We start from the raw sequence: 25,569 nt of genomic DNA, 5'->3' as shown, positions 1-25,569 counted from the left end.
CTTCAGGGCAAGATGCCGAGCTGCCGCGCCCGCAGAACCGCCTGCGGCCGACGGCGCACGCCCAGCTTGTCGTAGATTTGCTGCATATACCATTTGACGGTGCCTTCGGTCAGGCCGAGACGGTCGCCGATTTCCCGGTTGCGCAGGCCTCCGCTCACCATCGTTAAAATGTCGACTTCCCGGTTGGCGAGGCGCCCGGTCAGGCCGAAATCATCCTCCTCTTCTTCATCCGCTTCGATCTGCGGTCCCCGCCGCAGCATCGACACAAGGCGGACGGCGAAGCGATCAGCGGGCGTTTCCAGTTCCGGCCCCTGCGAATAGGCTTCGATGATGAGAGACGCGATGACTTCCCCCTCATCGACGAAGACCCGCACCCAGCCGGCCGGTTCGGCCATCTCTACGGCAGCGCGAACGGCCCTGCGCGCCTCGGACCGGTTGCCCTGAAGCACCGCGATTTCCGCCAGCAGCAATTCGAAGATCACGGCGGACCGGACCGCTCCCGCGCGTTTGACGAATTCCAGCCACCGATAGGCGACCTTGCGCGCTCGGCCCAGCCGATGGCGCTGCATCTCGATCCTGAGCCAGGCGATCGCGATATTCTCATTGCGCCGCGTCGGGTGCAGGGTGGGAATGGGTTCGCCGTCCAGTTGCGGATCGCCCGCCAGGAAATGCTGCTCCGCCTCGTCGATCTGCCCCGCCTTGATCAAAAGCCGCACCTCTTCGGCCACGATGAAGGAGCGCAGACGATCAAGCCCGCATTCGATCGCCACGAGATGGGCATCGTTAAGCGTCGAAAGCGCGCTGGGCAGATCGCCCCTTGCCGCCCGCAGGCGCGCGCTGACCAAATAGCCGGACGCCATCTGATCGGAAAATCCCCATTGCCGCACGACTGGCAGATACTGGTCCGCCAGTTCCGCCGCCTGTTCAAGGTCGCCTGCATCATAAAGAAGTTCGGCCAACGGCAACGCGGGCAGCGCGGCCAGACCGGAACCTGCGCCATGGATTTCAACAGCTAACGCGAAGGCCTCTTCCAGAAAGCGTCGCGCCAAGGGAATCTTGCCCTGCGCCATCATGGTCGGCGCGACCGAGGCCTTCAGGGCGATGGATGCGAAGGCCGAGCCGGGACGCGACAGAGCGCGGCTGGTTTCCGCCTCCAGCTTGAGCATGTCCTGAAAATGATAAAGTTCGCGCCGCGCCGACATGAGCTGCGCCAGCAAGGTGCAGCTGAGATAGGCATGGCTGTCGGCCAGTTCGGCGAGCAGCGGCTCCGAATCGGCCTCGACCCTGACCATGTCGTCTCGCGCCGCCGCAAGCATGACGAAGCGATGGCGGATCAGCAGGTCCAGTTGCTCAATTTCGTGCGCGGGCAGGGACTGGGCCTCGCGCTTCGCTTCATAGGCCTGCCGCGCAGCGGAAATCAGCCTGTCAGCCGATGAAAAGGCCAGTTGGCGGATGCGTCTCCAGGCCAGAGCCAGGAGCAGATTAGGCCGTTCGGCCAGGATCGGCCAGGGCAGTTCCGCGCCGAGTTCGTCGATGCGGTAGAGATAGCCCGAATAGGTCAGCCCCTCGGCCAAGCGATCCAACTGGTCGGCGAGAAACGCCTTGTCCCCGCTCAGCCGCGCATGTTCGATCGCCAGGGCAAGCTGGCCGGCTTCGGCAAAATATTCGCTCGCCCGTCGATGCATGACGGCAGCGCGGTCCGGTGCCCGATCGATCAGCCGGCCCAACACCATTTCGCGGAACAGCCGGTGATAGGCATAGCGGCTATGTTCCTGATCAATCGCGTTCAGAAACAAGCCTTCACGAAAGACATGGTCCAGCATCGCGCGCGCATTTTCGTCGCCGGTTACCGCGGCGCAGGCGGAAGGCGTCAATTCATCGAGGATCGAAGTGTCGACGAGGAAGCGGCGGACGTCGTCCGGTTGCAAACTTAACACTTCATCATGAAAATACTCGGCAAATTCGGGGCGCAGGCCAGTCAGCCGGAGCTTGACCGCGCTGTCGCTGGTGCGGCGATAGAGATCGCAGGCAATAACGATACCGGAAACCCAGCCTTGGGTATCGCCCACAATGTCCTGAAGGTCTCGCGAATCCACCGGCGTCCCGATTGACCGCGTGACCAGTTCCGTCGCTTCCGCCAAGGTGAAGGACAGATCGGCGACGCCCACTTCGACCAGAAATCCGAGCGCACGCATACGCGCCAGCGACAGGCCGACCGTCCCGCGTGCGGCGATGATGATCGTCAATGCGTCGCGCGCGCTCGATGATAGTTGCGCCAGGAATTCCAGAATCGGTTTCGCCAGAAGTTGCGCGTCGTCAACGATGATAACCGGCCTTACACTGCCCATCGTCGCAAGCACGGATAGCCAGCTTGCGTCAGACGCGTTACTGTCCAGTGCATCCCAGGGCATACCGGCCGCAATACCTGCGGCCTTGAGCGCCTGGAGGAATGACCGCTTGCTTTCAATGCCGGCCCTTGCCGCGAGCCACAAAACGGGGCGCCCCTGCGCCCTGAGTTCATCCGCCCAGAACAGCATTGCGGTCGTTTTTCCGCTCCCAGCCGGCGCAGACACCACGGTCATGCGCGACTGCGCCACTCTTTCCGTCAGCGCCACCAATGCAGCACGCCGGATCGGCATATGAGTCGAACGCGGCGGCAAGATAGCTGTGGGCACAACGGTCATGCTCTTCTCTCCTAGCGCGGGTGGCGCGATTCGTTTGTTATGCGAAATATATTCTGCGCGATGAATCTATAACGCAATCCCTTTTTCCTATCGGCAGATAGGTTCCCAATGAGATGGAAAAATGTCCAGCTTTCCACCCAGGAAGCCAAGGTCGTTATGCAGCCAGCGTTGCCATACAGACCGCGGCGCGAGCAGGATTTTAGGAAAGGTTGACCATGAAGGCCCTTTATCTCGAACGGATCGACGGCCCTGAATCCGTCGTGGTGGCGGAAGTCGACACGCCAGTGCCCGGTCCGGGAGAGGTGCGTGTCGCGCTGCGGGCCGCATCCATAAACCATCGCGAACTGTTCATCACCCACGGGCAATATCCCGGCATGACCGTGCCGATCACGCTGGGCTGCGATGGTGCGGGCGTCGTCGACATGATCGGCGAGGGCGTGACCGGCGTCCGCGAGGGCGATGAGGTCGTGCTGTATCCTGCACGCAACTGGGGGCCGAACCGCCACGCGCCGGCCGCCGATTTCGGCCTGCTCGGCATGCCCTTCGCCGGCACGATCGCCGAATATATCTGCGTGCCGGTCGACAATCTGGCGCCCAAGCCGGCCTTCATGAGTTTCGAGGAAGCCGGGGCCATGCCGCTGACGGCGCTGACCTCCTGGCGCGCGCTTATGTTCAAGGGACGGCTGGAAGCGGGAGAAACGCTGCTCATCAGCGGCATAGGCGGCGGCGTGGCCACGTTCGGCCTGGCCTTTGCCGTGGCCAAGGGCGCCAATGTCTATGTCACCGGCGAAAACCAGGGCGTGATCGATCGTGCCGTGGCAATGGGGGCCAAGGGCGGCCTGCTCTACACCGACCCCGACTGGCGCAAGCAGGTCGGCAAACTCACCGGCGGCATCGACGTGGTGCTGGACGGGGCGCCCTCGCCCAGCTTCGCCAATTATGTTCGCGCCGTCAATCCGGGCGCGCGGATCGTCATCTACGGGTCTACCGCCGGCAACGAGATCAAGTTCAACGCCACCGACATCTTCCTCAAGAGCGCCAGCATCGTCGGCAGCCAGGTCGGCGATGCGCAGGACTTCAAGGAAATGCTCGCCTTTGCCGAGCAACATGCAATCAAGCCGGTCATCGAGGCGACCTATCCGCTTGCCCGGGCCAAAGAGGCGCTTCTGCATCTGCGCGACCAGCACAAGTTCGGCAAAGTCGTGGTGACGATGTGAGCGATCTGTTCAGCCTGGCCGGCAAGAAGGCGCTGGTCACCGGCGGCGCGCAAGGTCTGGGCCGCATGATCGCCGAAGGTCTGCTGCGGGCTGGCGCTACAGTCGCGATCACATCCCGCAAGGCCGACATCTGCGAAGAGGCCGCCCGGGAGATGGCCACGCTGGGGTCGTGCATCCCCCTCCCCGCCGACCTGTCGACGCCCGAGGCGGCGGTCGACCTCGTCGCCCGTTATCGCGAAGCGGTCGGCGAATGCCATATATTGGTCAACAATGCGGGTAAGACCTGGGGCGGGCCGATCGACAGCTTCCCCGACAAGGCCTGGCCGGGCGTGATGGCCGTGAATGTCCAGACGCCGTTCACCATGGTCCGGGAACTGCTGCCCGAACTCGGCGCGTCCGGAACGCCCGGCGATCCGGCGCGAGTGATCAACATCGGTTCGGTCGCAGGCATGAAGACAGAGCGGCTCAGCGCGTACAGCTATGCCGCGAGCAAGGCCGCGGTCCATATGATGACACGCGATCTGGCCGGCGATTTGGCGGCGCGTAACATCACCGTCAATGCGGTCATTCCCGGCTTCTTCCCAACCAAGATGACGGCGCATATGCGGGATGAGGATCAGGTCGATCCTGCCCTGCTGGCACATATTCCGCTCCAACGTCTGGGTTCGTCGGACGATATTGCAGGCATCGTCATTTTCCTGTGTTCGCGCGCGGGCGCTTATGTCACCGGCGCACAGATCCCGGTTGACGGCGGGGTCGTTGGCTGCGGCTGAGATAAGCCCCTACCCTCGCGGCCGGTAAAGAAAGGTATTCGCCATGATGATCGACCTCGCCATGCTGGCGGACCGCCTCGCGATCGAGGAATGCCTCTATCGTTACGCCCATCTGGTAGATTCGATGCAGTTTCACCGCATTGCGGAGGAAGTGTTCACGGAAGATGGATCGATCGACTTTGGCGGCGCGCGTTCCGTGGGGCGGGAGGCCATCCATGCCCAGTGCATGGGTTATCAGGGCGCTCTAATGGGCTGTTCGCACAACATCACCAATGTGGTGATAGAGGTGAACGGCGACGAAGCCCGCGCAGCCAGCCGCGTCATGGCCTGGCAGTGGTTCGATATCCCCGGTGCCGATCCGCTGCGCCCGACGGACCTTCTGGCCGTGGGCGGCTATGAGGACAGGCTGCGGCGCACGGCCGAGGGATGGCGGATATATGAACGGCGGGGGATCAATTTCGGCACTGGCATCGGCGCCGGATCCGTACCCGATCCCATGCGTCCTATCTTTCAGGCCATGCAGGGCCGCACGCCTGGCTGGCCCGCCTGATCGAGGGCGGGCGCCAAGGCCCGCCCATCATATCGTCAGAGTTTCCAGCCCCCGCCCGCGACGATCACCTCGCCGGTGATATAATCGGCTTCGGGCAGGCAGAGCAGGTAGACGGCGCCGGCGGCTTCTTCCGGCGTGCCGGCACGGCCCAGCGGAATGCCCTTTTCCATGGCTTCCAATATTTCGTCGCTAACGCCGGCCTTGATGTCCCGGCCCTTGACGCTGATGGTCGAGCTGCCCGCCTCGCCCGCGGTCATGCGCGTCATGATGGCCCCGAAAGCCACGGCATTGACGGTGACATTATATCGCCCCCATTCCTTCATCACCGTCTTGGTGAGACCGACGATCCCCGCCTTGCCCGCCGCATAGCCCGACTGACCGGCATTGCCGCCGAGACCCGCCACGGACGATATATTGATGACTGTCCGGCGTGTGGCCCGACCATGTTCGGCGGTCTCCTTCTTCGCCGCGGCGGCGATCACCGGTTGCGCGGCGCGCAAAATGCGGAAAGGGGCATTGAGATGAACGTCGAGCATGGCCATCCACTGCTCGTCGCTCGTCTTTTGAAGCACCGAATCCCAAGCATAGCCCGCATTGTTCACGATGATGTCGATCGTGCCGAAATGCGCGACCGCCGCTCCCACGAATTTGTCGCCGAAATCGGCATCCGTCACGTCGCCCACGCACACCACGGCATGGACGCCAAGGCTTTCGATTTCACTCGCCGTCGCCTTTGCCACATCCTCGTCCAGGTCGTTCACCACGACATGGGCGCCGGCGCTTGCCAGTTTCAGCGCGATAGCCTTCCCGATGCCCCGTCCGGAGCCGGACACCAGTGCGACCTTGCCATCCAATATATTCACTTCAATATGTCCCGTTCTTTCTTGAAACCACCGACGCGGGCCTCGCCGCCATCGATGACGATGCTATTCCTGTCAGGCACGCTAGCCCGAAACGATACGGTGTCGCCCCTGCGCCAGATTTCCGCCCGAACTGTTTCGCCCGGCCAGACCGGCGCGGTAAAACGTAGCCGCATGTCGGTCAACAAAACGGGATCGCCACCGCAGCACAGATGGATCAACGCGCGACCGACCAGACCCATGGTGGCGAGGCCATGCAGTATCGGCCGATCGAAACCCGCCGCCTGCGCCGTGCCCTGATCGATATGCAGGGGGTTGCGATCGCCGGTCAGACGATAGAGCATCGCCTGATTGGAGGCCGTCGGAAGGTCAAGGCAGGCGTCCGCGGGCGCATCCGGCATGACGACCGGCGCCGGCCCGTCAAGATCACGCGGCCCACCAAAACCGCCCGCTCCTCGCAAGACCCACACTTCCTCCATCTCAGCGATCGGCCGGTCCGTCGGCGTGGTGATCACGCGTTTTGCCCGCACGAGGGCAGGCTTGCCTACCCCCTTGTCGGCGAGACCGACAATCTCGATCCGGCCGTTGACCAGTTGGCCCAGTTCGAGCGGCCGGAACAGTTTCAGCGTCTGCTCGCCATGCAGGATGCGCGGCCAGTCCCAGCCCAGTTCCGGCGCCATCGGCCAGAAGCCGGGTGTTCCCAGAACCAGCGCCATGGTCGGCAACACGGCCTGATCGCGTTCGAAGACCAGATGCCGTTCATCGATCGCGCCCAGCCCGGCGCCGACACCCAGCGCGTAGAGAATAGCGGATCGCGGATCGCAGGCATCCTGTGCTTCCGGCACCCGGAAGCCGCGCAATCGTTCGACGTCAAGCATTCGACTCATCCCCGGTTTTGCGGTCAGGACAGCTTGCGCTCGTCCAGGCCCAGTCCGCGACCGATGATTTCGCGCATGATTTCCGACGTTCCGGCGAAGATGCGGCTGATGCGGGCGTCAGTATACATGCGGCTGATGCGATATTCTTCCATATAGCCCGCGCCGCCATGAAGCTGGACGCATTCGTCCATCACCCTGCCTTCCAGCTCGCTGGTCAGAAGCTTGGCCGCCGACGCGTCCTCGGCGGTCAGCTCGCCCGCGTTGAGCAGCATCACGCACTGGTCGACATAGGTCTGAAGCGCGTCAAGTTCGGCCCGCATCGAAGCCATCTTGAACCGCGTATTCTGGAACGCGCCGATCGGCTTTCCGAAGGCCCGGCGTTCCTTCACATAGTCGAGCGTGATGTCGAAGGCGGTCTGCGCCGTCGCCATGAAGCCGATGGCCGCGACCAGCCGCTCCTGCGCCAGGAAGCGTGCGAGATATTTGAAGCCCTGGGCAGGGTCCCCCAGCACATTCTCTTTGGGCACCTTGACGTCGTTGAAGAAGAGCTCGGCCGTGTCCTGCGCCTTGAGCCCCATCTTCGCCAGCTTGCGCCCGCGTTCGAACCCTTCCATGCCGCGTTCGATGACCATAAGGCCCAGGCCGTGGCGGCTATTGGGGTCGGTCCGCGCCGCAACAACCACCAGATCGCCCAGAATGCCATTGGAAATATAGGTCTTGGCGCCGTTCAGCAGCCAATGGTCGCCCTTGTCCACCGCGCTGGTGCGCATGCCTGCCAGGTCGCTGCCGGTCGAGGGTTCGGTCATCGCAACGGCCAGGATCTTTTCGCCGCTGACGATGCCGGGCATCCACCGATCCTTCTGCTCGTCGGTTCCCAGCTTGGCGATATAGGGCGCGACCAGATCATTATGCAGATTGATGTAGAAGCCTATGTCACCGTGGCGCATATTCTCTTCGATGATGATCTGCTCGAAGCGGAAATCGTCGATCCCCGCCCCGCCATATTTCTCGTCCGCCCAGGTGCAGAGCAGGCCCTGTTCGCCCGCCTTAAGAAACAGTTCACGGTCGACCATGCCCTGTTCGCGAAAGCGTTGGGAATGGGCACCGACTTCCGTCGTCATGAATTTGACGACGGAATCGCGGAACTGCTCATGTTCCGGCTCGAAGATCAGGCGCTTCATGCCGGCATGGGCTCCTTGACCGTGGTTTCGCTCGCAGGCGTGTAGAAATCCTCACCCTTTGCCGCCTTGTCGCGCAGCCATGCGGACGGCAGGAAGCGCGGGCCATAAAGCTGCGCGAGCCGATCGGATTCCTCAACGAACTTCTTAATGCCGATCGTGTCAATGTAGCTGATCGTCCCGCCGGTCCATGCCGGGAAACCCCAGCCGTAGATCGCGCCCAGGTCGGCGTCCTGCGGGGTTTCCAGCACATTTTCCTCCAAACAACGGGCGGTTTCCATCGCCTGCGCGTAGAGATAGCGCTTCTTCAGTTCTTCGACATCCCAGCCCTGCTTGACCGGGAAATGATCGGTCAGGCCCTTCCACAGATGCTTCTTGCCGCCTTCGGGATAGTCGTAGAAGGCGCCGCCCGCCTTGCGGCTGGATCGGCCGATCTCGTCCTTCATCCGACGCATGACGGCAGTGCCGGCAGGCGGCGTATATTTGTCGCCTTCCTCCGCGATCGCCTGGTCGACGATCTTGAGCGGCAGGTCGAGCGTCAGCTCGTCCAGCAGCGCCAGCGGCCCGACCGGCATGCCGACAGCCTTGGCGGCGTTTTCGATCACCGCCGGGGGAACGCCCTCCGCCAGCATCGCCGCGCCTTCGTGGATCAGCATCTGGAACACGCGGCTGGTGTAGAAGCCACGGCTGTCGTTGACGACGATCGGCGTCTTGCGCAGCTGCGCGATGAAGTCGAGGCTCTTGGCCAGCGTTGCCTTGCTGGTCTGCTTGCCCATGATCACCTCGACCAGGCCCATACGGTCGACCGGCGAGAAGAAGTGCAGGCCGATGAACTGATCCGGGCTCCGCGATGCCTGCGCGAGCTGCGAGATCGGCAGGGTCGAGGTGTTGGACGCGAAAATGGCTTGTGCCGGCAGCACCGCTTCGGCCTTCTTCGTGGTTTCGGCCTTGATCGCCGTATCCTCGAACACCGCTTCGACCACCATGTCGCAGCCATCGAGCAGCGCGAAGTCGTCGGTCGGGGTGATGCGGGCGAGGACGGCGTCCGCCTTGTCCTGCGTCAGCTTGCCCTTTTCGACCAGCTTGCCCAGCACCTTGGCCGAATAGTCCTTGCCCTTCTGCGCGGTCGCTGTGTCGCGGTCGATCAGCACGACGTCGATATTTGCATTGGCGGAGACGAACGCGATGCCCGCGCCCATCATGCCCGCGCCCAGCACGCCCACTTTCTTCGCTTCGAACTTCGGGAAGCCTTCGGGACGACGCGCGCCTTTTTCGGCCGCCTGCTTCGAAATGAAGGTGGTACGGATGATGTTGCGCGCAACCGGATCGGTCAGCAGCCTGGCGAAATATTTACCCTCGACCGCGAGCGCCTTGTCGAAGGGCAACTGCAAGCCGTGGAACACCGAGTTCAGGATCGCGGCCGGCGCGGGTTGATTATAACCCACCTTGGCGAGACCGCCCGTATACATCATGTAGGCGGCCGAATCCTCAGGAACGGTCAGGCCCTTCTTCTGCGGCGGCGTCCAACCCTTGACGTCCCAGGGCTTGACCGGATCAGGCCCGGTCGCAAGCCACGCCTTCGCCGCGTCGATCAGCTTGTCCGCCGGGACGACCTCGTCCACGATCTTGAGCTTGAGCGCTTCCTGCGGCCCCACCGAGCGGCCCGACAGCAGCAGGTCGAGCGCGATCTTCATGCCCGCGATAATGCCCAACCGCACCGTGCCGCCCGATCCGGGCAGCAGACCGACATTGACTTCGGGCAAACCCACCTGCGCCTTGGCATCATCCACCAGGATGCGCCGGTGGCAGGCCAGCGCCAGCTCGAAACCGCCGCCCAGCGCCAGGCCGTTGATCGCCGCCACCCAAGGCTTGCCCGATTGTTCGATGGCGCGGTGCATGTCGGTGGCGCGCTTCGAAAAGGCATAGGCTTCCTGCGGCGTCAGCGTGCCGAACCCATTCACGAGCTGCTTGAGGTCCGCACCGGCCATGAACGTCTTCTTGGCGGACGTCAGGATGACGCCCTTGATGCTTTCGTCCGCGGCAATCTGCTTCGCCGCCGCTTCCATGTCAGCGATGAAAGCATCGTTGACGACGTTCATCGAGCCTTCGGCATCGAGGGTCAGGATCGCAAAGCCGTCCTCGGCCTTTTCCAGTCGCATAGTCTTCATGGGATGTCCCGCTCTATAGTTCGGTATGCGCGTTCAAACGCGCTCGATGATGGCAGCCGTGCCCAGGCCGTTGGCCGCGCACAAGGTGATGAGGCCGGTTTCCGCGTTGCGCCGCTCCAGTTCGTCCAGCACGGTGCCCAGGATCATCGCGCCGGTCGCGCCAAGCGGATGACCCATCGCGATCGCCCCGCCATTGACGTTGATCTTGTCGTCGGGAACGTTCAGCTCCCGCTGGAAGCGCATCACCACGCTGGCGAAGGCTTCGTTCAGTTCCCAGAGATCAATGTCCTTCTCGGTCATGCCGGCCGCCTTGAGCGCCTTGCGCGACACCGCCGCCGGCGCCGTCAGCATGATCGTCGGCTCAGACCCGATATTGGCATAGGACCGGATACGACCGCGCGGCTTGAGGCCGGCCTTTTCCCCAAATTCCTTCGACCCGACAAGAACCAGGCCGGCGCCGTCGACGATACCGGAGCTATTGCCGCCATGATGGACATAGTTCAGCTCTTCGATTTCTGGATATTTGGCCTTCGCGACCGCTTCGAACCCGGCCTTGCCGAACCCTTCGAAGGCGGGCTTGAGCTTGGCGAGGCTTTCCAGCGTGGTGTCGGGTCGCATATGCTCATCATGATCTAGCACCACGTCGCCCAGCACATCCTTGATCGGCACGATCGCCTTTTTGAAATAGCCGTTTTCCCAGGCATGGGCGGCCTTGCGCTGGCTCTCGACGGCGAAATTGTCGACATCCTCGCGCGTGTAGCCGTCCAGCGTCGCGATGAGGTCGGCGCCGATGCCCTGCGGCGCGTAATAATTGCTGAAGGCGACCGACGGATCGGACGTCCAGGCGCCCGAGTCATAACCCATTACCGTGCGGCTCATCGACTCGACGCCACCGCCGATGCCGGCCTGGATCATGCCCGAATGGACCTGCGCCGCGATCAGGCTGACAGCGTCCAGCCCGGTGGCGCAGAAGCGATGGATCTGCTGGCCCGCGACCGTCTGGGCATAGCCGGCCTGCAACACCGCCGCGCGCGCCAGCACGCCGCCCTGTTCACCGACGGGCTGGGCCATGCCGATGATCACATCGTCGAGCAGTCCAGTGTCGAGATCATTGCGGCTCTGGAGCGCCTTCAAAAGCTGCGTCGCCATTTCGACAGAGGTGATCTCGTGCAGCGCGCCATCGGGGCGGCCCTTCCCGCGCGGCGTCCGGACATGATCGTAGACATAGGCTTCCATCGTGAATTCCCGACCAGTGATACAAAATCTCTGCCCTTGCTCTTGGACCCGGAAGGCAAGGCTGCACCTATCCAACGAAAGGCGCAGACAGAGGCGATGGCTGCAATCTGATCATCATCGATAGCTGACCGGCATTTTAGGAGCGGACATCCGTGGTCACACCAGGCGAAGATTGCGCCCCATTCCGTATTTCTGCAACCACTCTGGGCGATCTGCTTCTCAAAGGGTGGGACAAGGCATCCGACAAGGAAGCATTGGTATTCCCGGGAGAACGCAAGACATATGACGATGTCGTACAGAGCGTCCTGAAGCGCGCGCGCGGCCTGAAGGCGCTGGGCATCCGGCGCGGCGACCATGTCGGCATCCTGTTGCCGTCCAGCATCGAATTTGTCGAAACCCTGTTCGCCAATGCGATGTGCGGGGCCGTGTCAGTGCTGATGAACGCGCGGTACAAGGCGCCCGAAATGGCCTACGTCGCGCAAAATGCCGATCTGACAGCGATCATCACCAATGATATGGTCAGTGAGCATATCGATTTCGGTCGACGGCTGGAGGAGGCTTTCCCCGACCTGCCCGATGCCGCCGACTCCTCCTCACTCACGCTTGCGGGCGCGCCTCTGCTCAAGCGGATCGTGATGCTGGGCGGCCGTTCTGTCCCCGGTTTCGTCGATCAGGCGACCTTCGACGCGGCGGTGCAGCAGGTGGAGGAAGCGGAGATTCACGCATCCCGTCTGACCGTCAGGGTCCGCGACACCGCGATGATCCTCTATACGTCAGGGACGTCGGCCAATCCCAAAGGGTGCCTGCTCAGCCACGAGGCCGTCACCCGGGAGGCATCGAATCTCGCCCGCTATCGCTGGTCGTTCCAGCCCGACGAGCGCGCTTGGTCGCCGCTGCCTTTATTCCATATCGCCGCGATGCTCTGCATGCTGGGCGCGATCGACGTGGGCGGCACCTTCATCGGCCAGCCGCATTTCGATGCCGGAGAGAGTCTGCGGCAGATCGAGGATGAACGGGTAACGATGATGTTCCTGCCCTTCGTCACTTTCCATCAGGCCATGATCACCCATCCCGACTGGGCCAAGACCGACATGTCGTCGGTGCGCCTGCAAAATAGCTGCTTCGCCTTCATGCCGGATCGCGTAGGCCAGGCCTATCGGGAGAAGGCCCCGAACATGCTCCAGGTGGGCACCATGGGCATGACCGAGGCGACCGGCATCGTCACGACCGGCGGCTATGCGATGGACCCGGAAATGGGCTTCAAGAAGCTCGGCTTCCCCCTGGCCGGCATAGAGATGAAGATCGTCGACCCCGAAACCGGTGCGGAAAAGGGCGTGGACGAACGCGGCGAAATTCTCATTCGCGGCTACAATCTGTTCGACGGCTATTACAAGGATCCTGAGAAGACGGCGCAGGCGCTGGATGCCGACGGCTGGTATCATAGCGCCGACATCGGCTCGATCGACGAACAGGGCCATGTCATGTTCCATGGCCGGTTCAAGGACATGCTGAAGGTGGGAGGAGAGAACGTCGCCGCGGCCGAGGTCGAGGCCGTATTGGCGACCCATCCGGCGGTCCGCCTGGCGCAGGTGGTCGGGCTTCCGGACGAGCGGCTGGCGGAAATCCCCGCCGCCTACATCGAACGCGAAGGCGATGTGGAGGTCGAGGCGGAGGAACTCATCGCCTATACCAGGCAGCGCCTCGCTTCCTTCAAGGTTCCGCGCCATATCCGTTTCATCGACGAATGGCCGATGTCAGCATCGAAAATCCAGAAGTTCAAGCTGCGCGGCGCGTTGATGGACGAACTGGGCCTGAAGGACTGAAACACGGCGCATCGACGCCATGAAAGTGTAGGGAGAGTGACATGCGGGTGATCATCACGGGTGCCGCAAGCGGCATCGGCAGGGCCTGCGCCGAACTTCTGGCGGCCGGGTCGATGATTCCGGGCGAACATCAAATGCTGCTCGCGGATCGCGATGCCGCCAATCTGCAGGTGGTGGCCGATGCGGTCGGCCCCGCCGCCGCGGCCTGCGTGGTCGATCTGGCCGAACCCGATTGCGGCGACCGGATTGTCGCGGCGGCGCTCGCCCACATGCACGGCATCGACGCCGTCATCAGTAATGCCGGCATCATCATGGGCGGCGCGCTGGTCGAACTGCCGATCAGCGATTTCGATCGCATCTTCGCCATCAACACCCGCTCGTCCTGGCTGCTGGGCAAGGCGGCCCATCCTCACCTCAGGGAGAGCAAGGGCGCCTTCGTCGCGACCGCGTCCATGTCGGCCACCCAGCCTACGCCCGGGCTTGGCTTTTATTCCTCCAGCAAGGCCGCCTTGCTGATGATGATACGCCAGCTCAGTATCGAATGGGGTCCGGACGGTATCCGATGCAATACGGTGTCGCCCGGCCCCACCTACACGCCGATGACCGCTGCAGGATATAAGGACCAGTCGCGACGCGACCAGCGGGAAGCCAATATTCCCCTGCGCAAACTCGGCGTGGCCGAGGATGTCGCACAGGCGATCCTGTTTCTGATCAGCCCTCATGCCGGCCACATCAGCGGTGTCGACCTGCTGGTCGATGGCGGCATGAGCAACATGCTGATGCCCGCCAGCGGCGGTGGCACCGGTCAGAACCGGCAGAGCTGACATGAGATCAAAAGGTCCGATCCGCGCCAGCCGCCCATTCGGCGTCGGTTCCGCCCCCCGCATTTTGCGGGTCGATCAGCAGCCGCGCCGTCGCCATCAAATGGTCCGTCAGCAGCGCCTCGGCGCGGTCGGCATCCCGTGCCAACGCGGCGTCGACGATCTGCGCATGTTCGTGAACCAGATTCCGGTCGCCATGGGCCAAGGGCACGGTGAGATAGCGATAGCGTTCCGACTGGGCATAGAGCCAGTCGCGCATCTTGAGCAGCCATGGACTGTCGCACGCTGCGACCAGGGCGTGGTGGAAGGCCGCATGGGCGTCCGCATAATCCTCGTTCAGACGGGCCGCCTCCCGCGGGTCGCGGGTCGGAGTCTTGCTCAACCTATGGGCTGCGCTAACGATCGAGGCTTCCCAGTCCAGGCCTCCCTTCTCGATGGCGCGCCGGAGGCATTGCCCTTCAATATCGCTGCGGACCCTGACCAGATCGGTCAGATCGCCGATCGATATCGGCGTCACCCGAAATCCCCGCGCGTCGTCCTGCGTCACAAAGCCCTCGGACGTGAGCCGCGACAGGGCTTCGCGCACCGCCCCGAGACTGAAGCCCTGCGTTTCCGTGATATCCTTGATGTTGATTTTGGCGCCGGGCACCAGCCGACAGGTCAGGAGATCGTCGCGCAATTGCCGGTAGGCGCGTTCGGTCAGGCTCAGCTTCTTGGTCATCGGAACAACTATATCAGCTCCGCCACCCATGGCAATTCAACAAGATGTATTTTATAGCTTGAAATATATTTCATTCAATTCCATGCCGTCGGTTCAGCGGGTTGGACAGATTCTCAGGAGGTTTGCATATGCGGTTGGCCAAGGTAACGAAGAACGGCGCAGTCGGTCTGGCAGTAGACACGGGCGCGGGCGTCAAGGCGCTGTTCGGCGATGCTGCCCTCTATGATCTGGATGCGCTGATCGCCAGCGGCGGCAGCGCCCTGACGGATGCCGGCGCGAAAGTCAGCGCAGAGGGCGAGGAAGTGCAGGTTGAAGACCTCACTTTCCTCCCGCCCCTCGTCAAGGCGCCCAAGATCCTCTGCCTGGGTCTCAACTACAAGGATCACGCGGCTGAAGGCGGATTCACCGTGCCCGAATTCCCGACGATATTCGGCCGTTTCAATTCGAGCCTCATCGGCCATGGCGCACCGATCATCAAACCGACCTGTTCCGATCAACTCGATTATGAGGCGGAAATGGTCGCGGTCGTCGGCAAGGGCGGCAAGAATATCAGCGAGGACGACGCGCTGTCGCATATCGTCGCCTATTCGGTGTTCAACGACGGTTCGATCCGCGACTATCAGCTCAAGACGCCGCAGTGGACGGTCGGCAAGAATTTCGACGATACTGGCGCCTTCGGCCCCTGGCTGGTAACGGCCGACGAACTGCCTGCGGGCGGTGCCGGCCTCAAGATCGAAACCCGCCTCAACGGCCAGGTGGTGCAGAGCGCGAACACCTCCGACATGGTGTTCGATGTCGTCGACACGGTCGCCCTCCTCTCCACCTGCTTCACGCTGGAAGCGGGCGACGTCCTGGTCATGGGAACCCCGTCGGGCATCGGCCTTGCCCGCAAGCCTCCGCTGTTCATGAAGGATGGCGATGTGTGCGAAGTGGAAATCGAGAAGATCGGCCTGTTGGTGAACCCCATCAAGGCAGCATGATCGAAAGGCCGGGCGCCGTTCTGTCGGCGCCCGGCCAGCCAAGGAGGGAAGGATGAACCAGAACAGCCCGTCGGGACGCCGCGCCAATAGTTTGGGCGTCCATTCCATCGATCATTTCGCGGTCGAAGTGCCCGATCTGGAAGCCGCGCGGACATTCTACACGCTCTTCGGGCTCGACGTCCGCGAGCGGGATGACACGCTGGAATTATATGCGGTCGGCAATCCGCATCGCTGGGCCGTGCTGAGCCAGGGCGGCGACGCCAAGCGGCTGCGCTATCTGAGCTTCGGCATCTATCCGGACGAAGCGGATGCCTTTGCCGCCCATCTCGACGGCTGCGGCGTCACCCGGATCGAAGCCCCCGAAGGCGCGGAAGCCGACGGCATCTGGTTCGCAGGCTTCGATGGCCTGCCGATCAACGTCCGTGTCGCAGACAAGGCGACGCCATCGGAAAAGAGCCATTTCACCTTCGTCAGCGCGGCGCCGGGCCAATCCGGCGCGATCCCTAACAGCAAAGCGCCCAAGGTTCATCCGCGCCGCCTTTCGCATTTCGCGATCTTCACGACCGACGTGAATGCCGCGATCGACTTCTATGAAAAGACGCTCGGCCTGCGCCTGTCCGACAAGAGCGAACCGGCCGTCGCCTTCCTGCACGGCGCCCATGGCAGCGATCATCATCTGCTTGCCCTCGTCCTTTCCGATCGACGGGGCATGCATCACAATAGCTGGGATGTCGGATCGGTAATGGAAGTGGGTCTGGGCGGCGCGACCATGGCCCGGGCGGGCTATGGCCCCAACTGGGGCGTGGGCCAGCATGTGCTGGGCGCCAATTATTTCTATTATGTGCGTGATCCCTGGGGCAGTTTCAGCGAATATTCGGCCGATATCGACTTCATTCCGCATGATGTCGACTGGCCGGCCGCCAACCATGCACCGGAGGACAGCATGTTCCTGTGGGGACCCGATCCGTTCCCCGAATTCATCCAGAACACAGAACCGGCGGAGGCCTGATCGTCATGACCACATTCCTACTTCTCCATGGCGGCGGCATGGGCGGCTGGACCTGGAAATATGTCCGCGAAATTCTGGAGGCCGGGGGCCACAAGGTCTACACTCCGACCTTCACAGGCTTTGGCGAGCGCGAACATCTGATCGGCCGCGACGTGGGCAATGCGACTCATGTGCGCGACATCGTGAATGTCTTCAAATATGAGGATCTGCGCGACGTTGTGCTGGTCGCGCACAGCTATGCGGGCACGGTCGCGCCTGGCGTGATCGCAGAGGTGGGCGACCGCATCGCATCCATCATCTATCTCGACGCCATCGTGCCCCGGTCGGGGGAACGGATCGCGTCCCTCATGGGCTATGTCCACGAAGACCAACTCGCTGCGCTGGATGCGATGCTCGAAGCGGGCGAAGGCCCGGTGGGGTCGGGCGTGCATGAAATGCAGCGCGCGGCGGCCAAGGAGCACCCCCATCTCATGGACCCGGCGCGGGAGAAATGGCTGCTCGACAATTTGTCGGACCAGCCGATGAAGGCGACCGCCTGCGTCATCCCCGTGGGCGCCGAAGTGATCGACCGGCCCGTCGACTATATCGCGGCGGCCGTCACGGTGATGACGGCGATGCACGACCGGGCGCGCGAACTGGGCTGGACCATCCATGACCATCCGGGCGATCACGCCCTGCTGGTGGGCGATCCGGAGGGAACGACCGACCTTATTCTGAAGATTTCCGGCGCGGGAACTCCGGCATGAATGCGGCTGAGCTGTTCTCGGTACAGGACCGCGTCGCCGTCGTCACCGGCGGGTCGACCGGCATCGGCCGCCATATCGCGACCGGTCTGACCGCGGCGGGCGCCACCGTCTATATCTGTGCCCGCACGCAGGCCAAGGTGACGGCGGCCGCGGCGGAGATTTCCGCCACGACCGGCGGTCGCTGCACCGGCCTGGTCGCCGATCTGTCGACGCTCGCGGGGATCGAAACTCTGGTCGCGGCGGTGTCCACCCGGGAACAGGCCGTGCATGTCCTAGTGAACAATGCCGGAACCATGGCCGACGCGCCCATCGACGATTATGGCGAGGACGAATGGGATCCGGTCATCGACCTGAACCTGAAGGCCCCTTTCTTCACGCTTCGGAAATTTCTGCCCCTGCTCCGCGCGGGCGGCACGGCGGAGCGCCCCGCGTCGATCATCAACATCGGTTCGGTCGGCGCGCTCAAGGTCGGGCCCAAGGAAAATTATGCCTATCAAGCCTCGAAAAGCGCCATCCACTGGATGGCGAAAGGCCTCGCCAAGCGGCTGGGCCGCGACAACATCACCGTCAACGTCATAGCGCCCGGTTTCTTCGAATCCGAGATGACCGTCATCACCTCCGACGAGATGCGCACGATGGTGGAATCGATGGTGCCCCGCGGCCGCGTCGGTACGCCGGAGGATCTGGCAGGCGCAGCCATCTATCTCGCCTCGCGCGCGGGCGCCTATGTCACCGGATCGGTCATCCCTGTCGAGGGAGGATTGTCGATCTGATATGACCCAACTTCATTTCGTCGCCATTGGCGGCACAATGCGCGCCTATTCCTCCACCGAGCGGGCGCTTCGCAAGGCGCTTGCCATTGCAGAGGAACGCGGCGCACGCACGACGCTGCTTGCCGGGGCGGATATCGACTTCCCGTCTTACGCGCCCGACAATCCGGATCGTCCGGATGCGGCACGACGCTATGTCGACATCCTGCGGTCGGCGGATGCCGTGATCATCGGATCACCTGGTTATCATGGCGCGATCTCCGGCTTTGTGAAGAATGCGCTCGATTATGTCGAGGATATGAGCCGCGACGAGCGTTGCTATTTCGACGGTCTTCCCGTGGGCTGCGTGGCGACGGCGGCCGGCTGGCAGGCCGCGGTCGCCACGCTCCAGCAACTGCGGGTGATTACCCACGCGCTGCGGGGCTGGCCGACACCGCTGGGCATCGCCATCAACACCATAGGCGGCGAAGGCGATCCGATCGACAACGCGCCTATCCCCGACCAGTTGGGGATGATGGTGGACCAATTGTTCAGTTTCTGCCGACGGCCTGCCCTATAGTTGGATAGGTTCGCAATGCATCTGCCGGGCGCTTAGTCGCAGTGCCACTAACGGGAATGACGATGGATTTTTCACTCACCGAGGAACAGCGGGCGTTCAGGGACATTGTCCGCCGCTGGGTCGATGCGGAAGCGCCCAAGGACTGGATGCGCGCGCTGGAAGCCGACGAAGAAAATTATCCCTATGCGCTGTGGGACAAGATCGCTGAGCAGGGATTTTTCGGGATAGGCATTCCCGAGGAATATGACGGGCTGGGCGGCGACGTCATGATTCAGATGATCTTCGCCCGTGAATTCGCGCGAACGGCCGGCGGCCTGCTGTGGGTCTGGGGCCTCACCTCCTTCGGCGGCGCGAAGACGATCGGTGCGGTCGGCACGGAGGAGCAGAAGAATCGCTGGCTGCGCCCCATGGCGCAGGGCAAGCTGCGCGTCTCGCTGTCGATGACCGAACCCGACGGGGGCACCGACGTCCTGGGCGCGATGAAGACCCATGCCGAAAAGGTCGACGGCGGCTGGAAGCTGAACGGCGCCAAGATGTGGACCACCGGGGCAAAGGCCGCCGACAGGCTGCTCGTACTCGCTCGAACTGATAAGAACGCGGAAAAGAAGCATCATGGCCTCACCATGTTCTTCGTCGACGCCAAATCGCCCGGCATCACCGCTTCCCTCCTGCCCAAGCTCGGCATGCGCGCCATGGGATCGTGCGAGGTTCATTATGAGGACGTCTTCGTTCCCGACGAGGACGTACTGGGTGAGCCTGGACAGGCCTGGTATGCGATGTTGCCCACACTCAATAATGAGCGGATCATGGTCGGCGCGCAATGTCTGGGCGCGATCGACGGGGTGCTGGAAGACGCGCTGGAATATATGCTGCAGCGCAAGGCGTTCGGCGGCATTATCGGCCGCTTCCAGATTTTGCAGCATTATGTCGCAGACATCGCGACATGGCAGAAGCTGACCGAGCTGTTGCTTTACAACGTCGCCTGGATGCAGAGCAACGGCATGCCGTGCGGTACCGAGGCCAATATGCTCAAGATGGTCGCCACGGAGAATGCCGTGAAGGCCGCGGACCTTGGCATCCAGATATTGGGCGGCATGGGCTATTCGGCGGAAACCGACATGCAGCGTTACTGGCGCGACCATCGGATCCTGCGGATGACGCCGATCAGCAACGAAATGGTGCGCAACACGATTGCCGAGAGCCTCGGCCTGCCGCGTTCTTTCTAAGGACCGACCATGAGCGATCTTGACGATCTTCCCCCTGCCCCCGACGCCGCCGGCACATCGCTCGATGGCGACAAGGTCTTCACCATCACGGCGGAAGAGAATGCCGCCCTGTGCCGGTCGACCGGCGTCGAACCAGCCACTGACGGTAGCGCTCATCCCATCTATTATTATATCGCCACCCAGGTCGCGATGGGCAAGACGGTGGCGGGCGTCTGCGAAGCGTGTGAATTCGATGTCGAGGATGGCCCGATGATGGGCAGCAGCGGCGTACGGTTCGATGCGCCGCTGAAGGTGGGCGAAAGCTACAAGGTAACGGGGGAGATACTCAGCCTGGTCCGCAAGCGCAGTCGTAAGCTGGGCGTCATGGACGTGCTGACCTATCGCCTCCGCCTGCACCTGCTCGATGGAACGCGGGTGCTGGAAACCGATAATGTGTGGGTATTGCCCCGCAAGGAGTTCGCCGCATGAGCCATGCCGTCGGAGACACGCTGCCGCCCTTCACGATCGAGAGCGTTAGCCCGCAAGCCATGAAGCAGTGGGCGGGGTTCCTCGCCGATCCCAATCCCATCCATCTCGATGTCGAGGTGGTGAAGGCCAAGGGGTTGGGCGACCGGGTCATCAACCAGGGCCCAATCAACGTCGCCTATATGATGAACATGCTGATGCGCGCCTTCCCGGGCGGACGGATCAAAGCGATGGATTCGCGCTTTCTGGACAATGTCTATGGCGGCGACCGGGCGGTGGTGACGGGCAGGATCGCTGCGATCGAAGGCAATGCCGTGACCTGCGAATTCTCGCTGGATGTCGATGGCCGCGGCACGGTCAATTCCGGCACGGCGACGGTGGAAATCTAAAAGATCAGAGGAGAATAGCAATGCCTAGCGGACCTTTTGCCCATGTGTGCATGGTCGTGCGCGATCTGGACAAGGCGATCGAGGATTGGACCAAAATCCTGCGCGTGCTAGATCCTGCGTCGCTGGAAGAACGCCTCGTCAAATATGACGAATTTTCCAGCGGCGACGACGCCGGCATGAAGTGGGCGACCTTCGTCAACAATGGCGGCACGGAAATCCAGTTCATTCAGCCGGCCCCGGGCACCCCCATGGGCGATCGCCTCGAAAAGGTGGGCGAGCATGTCCATCACCTCTGCTACGCGACCGACGATGTGCCGGGCGCGATGGAAAAGCTGAAGGCGGAGGGGCTGCACCTGCCCGGCGGCGGTCAGACCTTCAACGATCCGGACATGACATGGCAGAAATGGAGCTGGGTTGGCCATAAGAGCACCCATGGCTGCCTGATCGAGGTCGCCTCGCCCTATGAGAGCCGCAACGACGGCAAGTGGCACCATGCACCCGGCAAATTCGCCTATAAGGGCCCCGGTGAGCATCCGTCATTCGCGGAAATCGTCCCGCCGGTCGCCGCCGAGTAATGCAGGCGCCCGGTATGACTGTTCCCACGCGGATAAGCGTGCCGGGTGACGGGCTGGAGATGGTTGCGGACGCCTATGGCGACCCTGCCGCGCCGCCCGTCTGCTTCTTCCATGGCGGCGGCCAGAGCCGCCGTTCCTGGGCCGGGTCTGCCAGGCGGGTGGCGCGGGCCGGCTATTACGGCCTGACCTTCGATCTGCGCGGCCATGGCGACAGCGGATGGGCCGCCGACGGCGACTATCTGCTGGAAGCCTATGGTCGCGATGTCGAGTCCATCATCCAGGCCTTCGACAGGCCGATCGCGCTGGTGGGGGCCTCGCGCGGAGGCCAATCCGCGCTGGTCGGTGGGTCGCGCCATGCCGATCTGGTGCGCCTTATCATGCTCGCCGACGTCGCGCCCTATATGGTGGATGACGGCGTTGATGACATTCGTGGCTTTTTCCGCGCCAGCGACTCCGGTTTCGCATCGCTGGAGGAAGCGGCCGACGCCCTTCACACCCATCTGGGCCAGCCCCGCCTGCCTGACGTTTCCGGTCTCGCCAAATCGATGCGCAAAGCGGATGGGCGGCTGTTCTGGCACTGGGATCCCCGCACGACGGCGCCGGAATTTCTGCATCCCCCGTCGGAAGGGGAAGCGCTCATCGCCGCAGCGCGCCGCGCGCAATCGCCTCTCGTGCTTGTGAAAGCAGAGCTGAGCGAGATCGTCTCGGACGAAAGCGTCCGGCAATTTCGGGCGCTCGCCCCGCAACTTGAGGTTGAGATCGCCCACGGCGTCGGCCATATGTTCACCGGCGACCGCAATGACGCCTTTGCCGATCGCCTGCTCCACCACCTCGCACTTCATCTGCCGCTATGACGAAGGGCGCGGCTTTCGTCGTCGGCGGGACAGGCGGCCTTGGCAGCACGATCTGCCGACGCCTTTCGACCGAATGGGATCAACTCGCCATCGGCTATCGGTCCAGCCGGGAAAAGGCGTCGGCGGTTGCGGCGTCCCTGCCAAACAGCTCATGCGAGACGCTGTCCGTTGCCTGCGATCTTTCCGATCGCGCCTCGATAGAGACCGGCATCCGCGAGACGGTCGAGCAATTCGGCGCCATCGGCACGATGGTCTTCGCCAGCGGGGTCGACATCGCCCAGCCCTTCGTCAGCCAGATCAGCGAGGAGCAATGGCGTGAAGTCATAGAGATCGAACTGGTCGGCTTCACCCGTATCGTGTCCGCCACCCTGCCATATTTCCGCGCTCAGGGCTTCGGCAATTTCGTCACCGTCGTTTCGGTCGCGAATTACTGCTTCCCCCCCGGCGACGCCCTCTCCTCCGTGCCCAAGGCGGGAATGGAAGCGCTGGGCCGCGCCATCGCCAAGGAGGAAGGCCGTTACGGCATCAGGGCGAACATGGTCGCTCCGGGAATCATCGACGCCGGGCTTGGCGCAGAGTTCCTCACATCGCTCTATTCGCCGGAAATCTGGGAAACGCAGCGCAAACGCATTGCCCTGCAACGCTTCGGCAGCGGCGAGGATATTGCCGAGGCCGTAGCCTTCCTGGCTTCGGCCAAGGCGCAATATATGACTGGCCAGACCCTGATCGTCGATGGCGGCTTCAGTCTCTGAAGCCAACGGCCGCGCTCAACCCAGCCGCCGCTGCGCCGCGACGCCATCGCCCCAATTGTGAATGCGCTCCCAGAAGCGGACGCGGGTCGGCGCGAAATTATGCATGTGCGCCATCCGGGGACAAATGAAGAGCTGGATGTCTTCCGCGCTTTTATAGGCCCGGGGCTCGCCCAATGGATCCGGGACAACGTCGCGCTCGCCCACCGCGATCAGCACGGGGACGCGTACGACCGCTGCTTCGAGCGCCACCGCGCCCGGCGCGACCATATATACGCCGCAAGGCGGCGTGGTCGCCGAACGCCATTCGGGCAGCGGATCGACCAGTCCTGCGGACGCCATCATGTCGAGCGTGACGATATCCGCAGGCTCGTCATCATGGTGGAAGGACCATTGGAAAGGATGCTCGCCTGCCCTTGCCGCCGCCTGGAGCGCTTCGGCGTCGCCCAGCTTCACGCCCGGAGCTTGAGCCAGCGCCGCCGCGTTCAGGACATGCGGGGCATCGAGCGATGAACGGCGCGAAATCCAGGGCCACGCGGCGGGCGGCTGGCGCGGCCGGGTCGGCACGACAGTATGGACGCCGCTATAGCCCAGCACGCCGATGCCGTGGAATGTCTGGTGATTGCCCTGCGCGACGACCGTGAAGCATCCGCCCATCGACTGGCCTATGCCAAGGCATGTGGCGTCGACGATCGGGTCCAGTCCATCGACGAGCGTGCCCGCTTCCAGCCGGGCCATGACCTGGCGCACCATCGCGTCGTTGGCCGCCGCCACATTATCGAGATTGAGGGCATTGCCTTCCGGGATGGTGGACTCGCCAAATCCCAGATGATCGCAGGCGACAAAAATCCATCCGCGCTTGCAATGGAAACCCGCTTCCCCGCCGCCCGACCCATCCGGCATGTCGAAGCTGTAATAGCGCCGGCAATAGCCCCCGCCGGGAAAAGCGAAGCAGACGGTCGTGGGATTGGCCAATGCCGTCATATCCGGAAGATGAACCGTGATCGCCACATGGGCGGCAATGCCGAGGGCCGCCGCCTCGCTGACATCGATCTTCAGTTCGACTGAGCGCTTCATGCCCTTGCTCATCCTTCCATTCCAAACACCGACGCCCTCCTTCGCCGGACCGGCGCGCCCTCGCCGCGCCGGTCCGGCCTGTCGGTCACTTATAGGGGTCGACGGGCTGGGGAACGTCGATGACTTCCAGATCCTTCAGCATCGTCAGCACGTCGGAGATCGAATAGATATGATCGATCTTGTCGCCCCGGAAGCGCAGCCACGAGAACCACAGGACGTTGAGGTCGTTGCCGGTGGGTTGAACGCCCATATAGGGACCGCCGGTATGTTTGCCATGATGATGGCACAGTACGCAGATCTCGTCCTCGCCGCGGCCCCAGGCCTTCAGCGTGCGATAGATGCTGGGCGGGAAGGTCTTGTAGAGGCCCTGCGGCGAGGTCTTCCACACATGATAGGTGCCAAGGTCGGGCCGGTTCGGGTTGTCGTAGGTCATCGTGTCGGTATTGAAGAATGCGTCCATTCCGTCCCAATCGCCGCGATTGATGACTTCATGCAGGTCCATCCAGTGATTGACCATGAACGCCTGCCGCTCGGTCAGCCCGGCTGTGATGTCTGCCCGCTTCTCCTTGGACAGGACGAAATCGGCTTCCGTGAACGGGGCGAGGCCCATAATAGTCTCCTTGATCAAAAACGGTCCGCGGGATCGGTCCCGAGGGCTGTGGTTTCTTCCCCATAGCCACCGCGCTCGGCACCTACCTAATGGAAGGCGGCGAACCTCCTCCTCTGTGCCAGCGGAGATTCTATAGAATGAGTGAGACGGAGGAGAGGCCATGACACTGACCCTGCAGGAGATGTCGGACCGGTTCGAAATTCAGGACCTGATCGTAGGCTATTGCTACGCAGTGGATACGCGCGACTGGGACGCGCTGGACCGCTATTTTACCGACGATGCGGTGATCGACTATTCCGAAATGGTGGGCGTGGTCGGAAGCCTTGCGGAAATCAAGGCATTTCTCTCTGCAAGCCTGACGCCGATCCTGGCCTTTCAACATGCCGTGTCCACCACCCAATATCAGATCACGGGCGACCGGGCGAAGACCAAAACCGCCTGCTACAATCCGATGACGGTCAGCAATGGCGAAATGACCGATACTTTGGTCTTCGGTCTCTGGTATCATCATGAATTCGTCCGCACCGCGCAGGGCTGGAAGATCAGCCGCCTCTATGAACAGAAGTGCTACCGGATCAATGTGCCGGACTGGCTCGCGGCCCAATTGCCCGCCTGATTGCTTTCCAAGCCTTTTGGGATTTCGAGGGGAGC

The 25,569-nt window shown here is 62.8% G+C and carries 26 protein-coding genes; 17 read left to right on the top strand and 9 right to left on the bottom strand.

Annotated elements, in window-relative coordinates:
* Positions 1-2 precede the first annotated feature (2 nt).
* On the bottom strand, positions 3-2,684 hold the full coding sequence (locus TZ53_RS18430) for a LuxR C-terminal-related transcriptional regulator (protein ID WP_235600745.1): 2,682 nt from the start codon (positions 2,682-2,684) through the stop codon (positions 3-5).
* Positions 2,685-2,899: 215 nt separating this feature from the next.
* On the opposite strand from TZ53_RS18430, the gene TZ53_RS18425 reads away from it, so the two are divergent.
* Genes TZ53_RS18425 through TZ53_RS18415 form a run of 3 tightly spaced genes read left to right on the top strand, consistent with a single transcriptional unit; the run spans position 2,900 to position 5,224 of the window.
* On the top strand, positions 2,900-3,901 hold the full coding sequence (locus tag TZ53_RS18425) for a quinone oxidoreductase family protein (RefSeq protein WP_044662266.1): 1,002 nt from the start codon (positions 2,900-2,902) through the stop codon (positions 3,899-3,901).
* A complete protein-coding gene (locus TZ53_RS18420; RefSeq protein ID WP_044662265.1) occupies positions 3,898-4,674 on the top strand; it encodes an SDR family oxidoreductase in 777 nt (258 codons plus the stop codon). The genes TZ53_RS18425 and TZ53_RS18420 overlap by 4 nt, the downstream gene beginning before the upstream one ends.
* Before the next feature lie 43 nt (positions 4,675-4,717).
* Positions 4,718-5,224 carry a nuclear transport factor 2 family protein gene (locus TZ53_RS18415; protein WP_044662264.1) on the top strand — a complete coding sequence of 169 codons (507 nt, stop codon included), beginning with the start codon at positions 4,718-4,720 and terminating at the stop codon, positions 5,222-5,224.
* A gap of 35 nt (positions 5,225-5,259) precedes the next feature.
* Here TZ53_RS18415 and TZ53_RS18410 read toward each other — a convergent pair whose 3' ends face one another.
* The 5 genes from TZ53_RS18410 to TZ53_RS18390 are packed head-to-tail and all read right to left on the bottom strand — an operon-like array spanning position 5,260 to position 11,544.
* Entirely contained in the window at positions 5,260-6,087 is an 828-nt protein-coding gene (locus TZ53_RS18410; RefSeq protein ID WP_044662263.1) for an SDR family NAD(P)-dependent oxidoreductase, read from the bottom strand.
* Positions 6,084-6,962: a MaoC/PaaZ C-terminal domain-containing protein gene (locus TZ53_RS18405; protein ID WP_044662262.1), complete on the bottom strand. Its 879-nt coding sequence runs from the start codon at positions 6,960-6,962 to the stop codon at positions 6,084-6,086. The genes TZ53_RS18410 and TZ53_RS18405 overlap by 4 nt, the downstream gene beginning before the upstream one ends.
* 23 nt (positions 6,963-6,985) lie before the next feature.
* Positions 6,986-8,143, bottom strand: a complete 1,158-nt coding sequence (locus tag TZ53_RS18400; protein ID WP_044662261.1) for an acyl-CoA dehydrogenase family protein — start codon at positions 8,141-8,143, stop codon at positions 6,986-6,988.
* Complete coding sequence (locus tag TZ53_RS18395) at positions 8,140-10,308, bottom strand: 3-hydroxyacyl-CoA dehydrogenase NAD-binding domain-containing protein (protein ID WP_044662260.1); 2,169 nt, start codon at positions 10,306-10,308, stop codon at positions 8,140-8,142. Before TZ53_RS18395 ends, TZ53_RS18400 begins: the two co-directional genes overlap by 4 nt.
* A 33-nt stretch (positions 10,309-10,341) precedes the next feature.
* On the bottom strand, positions 10,342-11,544 hold the full coding sequence (locus TZ53_RS18390) for an acetyl-CoA C-acetyltransferase (RefSeq protein ID WP_044662259.1): 1,203 nt from the start codon (positions 11,542-11,544) through the stop codon (positions 10,342-10,344).
* 254 nt (positions 11,545-11,798) lie between these two features.
* Between TZ53_RS18390 and TZ53_RS18385 the strand changes: the two genes are divergently transcribed.
* Both TZ53_RS18385 and TZ53_RS18380 read left to right on the top strand, forming a co-directional pair.
* The gene (locus TZ53_RS18385; RefSeq protein ID WP_235600744.1) at positions 11,799-13,367 is read left to right on the top strand and encodes a class I adenylate-forming enzyme family protein; all 1,569 of its coding nucleotides are present in this window, start codon (positions 11,799-11,801) and stop codon (positions 13,365-13,367) included.
* Positions 13,368-13,408: 41 nt separating this feature from the next.
* A complete protein-coding gene (locus TZ53_RS18380) occupies positions 13,409-14,191 on the top strand; it encodes an SDR family NAD(P)-dependent oxidoreductase (protein WP_044662257.1) in 783 nt (260 codons plus the stop codon).
* 7 nt (positions 14,192-14,198) lie between these two features.
* On the opposite strand, the gene TZ53_RS18375 is transcribed toward TZ53_RS18380, so the two are convergent.
* Positions 14,199-14,909 carry a GntR family transcriptional regulator gene (locus TZ53_RS18375; RefSeq protein ID WP_235600743.1) on the bottom strand — a complete coding sequence of 237 codons (711 nt, stop codon included), beginning with the start codon at positions 14,907-14,909 and terminating at the stop codon, positions 14,199-14,201.
* A 128-nt stretch (positions 14,910-15,037) separates the two neighbouring features.
* Between TZ53_RS18375 and TZ53_RS18370 the strand changes: the two genes are divergently transcribed.
* From TZ53_RS18370 to TZ53_RS18320, 11 genes are all read left to right on the top strand, one after another.
* The gene (locus TZ53_RS18370) at positions 15,038-15,889 is read left to right on the top strand and encodes a fumarylacetoacetate hydrolase family protein (RefSeq protein WP_044662255.1); all 852 of its coding nucleotides are present in this window, start codon (positions 15,038-15,040) and stop codon (positions 15,887-15,889) included.
* A 52-nt stretch (positions 15,890-15,941) separates the two neighbouring features.
* Positions 15,942-16,898: a VOC family protein gene (locus TZ53_RS18365; protein WP_044662254.1), complete on the top strand. Its 957-nt coding sequence runs from the start codon at positions 15,942-15,944 to the stop codon at positions 16,896-16,898.
* A gap of 5 nt (positions 16,899-16,903) precedes the next feature.
* The gene (locus TZ53_RS18360) at positions 16,904-17,644 is read left to right on the top strand and encodes an alpha/beta fold hydrolase (protein WP_076605697.1); all 741 of its coding nucleotides are present in this window, start codon (positions 16,904-16,906) and stop codon (positions 17,642-17,644) included.
* Complete coding sequence (locus tag TZ53_RS18355; RefSeq protein WP_044662252.1) at positions 17,641-18,417, top strand: SDR family oxidoreductase; 777 nt, start codon at positions 17,641-17,643, stop codon at positions 18,415-18,417. Before TZ53_RS18360 ends, TZ53_RS18355 begins: the two co-directional genes overlap by 4 nt.
* A 1-nt stretch (position 18,418) precedes the next feature.
* On the top strand, positions 18,419-18,973 hold the full coding sequence (locus TZ53_RS18350) for an NADPH-dependent FMN reductase (RefSeq protein WP_044662251.1): 555 nt from the start codon (positions 18,419-18,421) through the stop codon (positions 18,971-18,973).
* A 62-nt stretch (positions 18,974-19,035) separates the two neighbouring features.
* The gene (locus tag TZ53_RS18345) at positions 19,036-20,199 is read left to right on the top strand and encodes an acyl-CoA dehydrogenase family protein (RefSeq protein WP_044662250.1); all 1,164 of its coding nucleotides are present in this window, start codon (positions 19,036-19,038) and stop codon (positions 20,197-20,199) included.
* A 9-nt stretch (positions 20,200-20,208) separates the two neighbouring features.
* A complete protein-coding gene (locus TZ53_RS18340; protein WP_044662249.1) occupies positions 20,209-20,667 on the top strand; it encodes a hypothetical protein in 459 nt (152 codons plus the stop codon).
* Entirely contained in the window at positions 20,664-21,053 is a 390-nt protein-coding gene (locus TZ53_RS18335) for a MaoC family dehydratase (RefSeq protein ID WP_044662248.1), read from the top strand. Before TZ53_RS18340 ends, TZ53_RS18335 begins: the two co-directional genes overlap by 4 nt.
* A 20-nt stretch (positions 21,054-21,073) precedes the next feature.
* Positions 21,074-21,628 carry a VOC family protein gene (locus tag TZ53_RS18330; RefSeq protein WP_235600742.1) on the top strand — a complete coding sequence of 185 codons (555 nt, stop codon included), beginning with the start codon at positions 21,074-21,076 and terminating at the stop codon, positions 21,626-21,628.
* Between the two features lie 14 nt (positions 21,629-21,642).
* Positions 21,643-22,482, top strand: a complete 840-nt coding sequence (locus tag TZ53_RS18325) for an alpha/beta fold hydrolase (RefSeq protein ID WP_235600741.1) — start codon at positions 21,643-21,645, stop codon at positions 22,480-22,482.
* Entirely contained in the window at positions 22,479-23,234 is a 756-nt protein-coding gene (locus tag TZ53_RS18320; RefSeq protein ID WP_044662245.1) for an SDR family NAD(P)-dependent oxidoreductase, read from the top strand. Before TZ53_RS18325 ends, TZ53_RS18320 begins: the two co-directional genes overlap by 4 nt.
* 15 nt (positions 23,235-23,249) lie before the next feature.
* On the opposite strand, the gene TZ53_RS18315 is transcribed toward TZ53_RS18320, so the two are convergent.
* Both TZ53_RS18315 and TZ53_RS18310 read right to left on the bottom strand, forming a co-directional pair.
* Positions 23,250-24,308 (bottom strand): hypothetical protein, encoded by a 1,059-nt coding sequence (locus tag TZ53_RS18315; protein WP_235600740.1) that lies wholly within the window; start codon positions 24,306-24,308, stop codon positions 23,250-23,252.
* Between the two features lie 85 nt (positions 24,309-24,393).
* On the bottom strand, positions 24,394-24,918 hold the full coding sequence (locus TZ53_RS18310; protein ID WP_017180908.1) for an ester cyclase: 525 nt from the start codon (positions 24,916-24,918) through the stop codon (positions 24,394-24,396).
* A 160-nt stretch (positions 24,919-25,078) separates the two neighbouring features.
* Between TZ53_RS18310 and TZ53_RS18305 the strand changes: the two genes are divergently transcribed.
* A complete protein-coding gene (locus TZ53_RS18305) occupies positions 25,079-25,534 on the top strand; it encodes a nuclear transport factor 2 family protein (protein WP_044662243.1) in 456 nt (151 codons plus the stop codon).
* Positions 25,535-25,569: the final 35 nt, after the last annotated feature.

Origin of the sequence: Sphingobium sp. YBL2 (genome assembly GCF_000943805.1) — a bacterium.
GTDB lineage: Bacteria > Pseudomonadota > Alphaproteobacteria > Sphingomonadales > Sphingomonadaceae > Sphingobium > Sphingobium fuliginis.
Note: the sequence above shows the minus strand (reverse complement) of the source record. Positions and strands in the feature narration are given on the sequence as shown.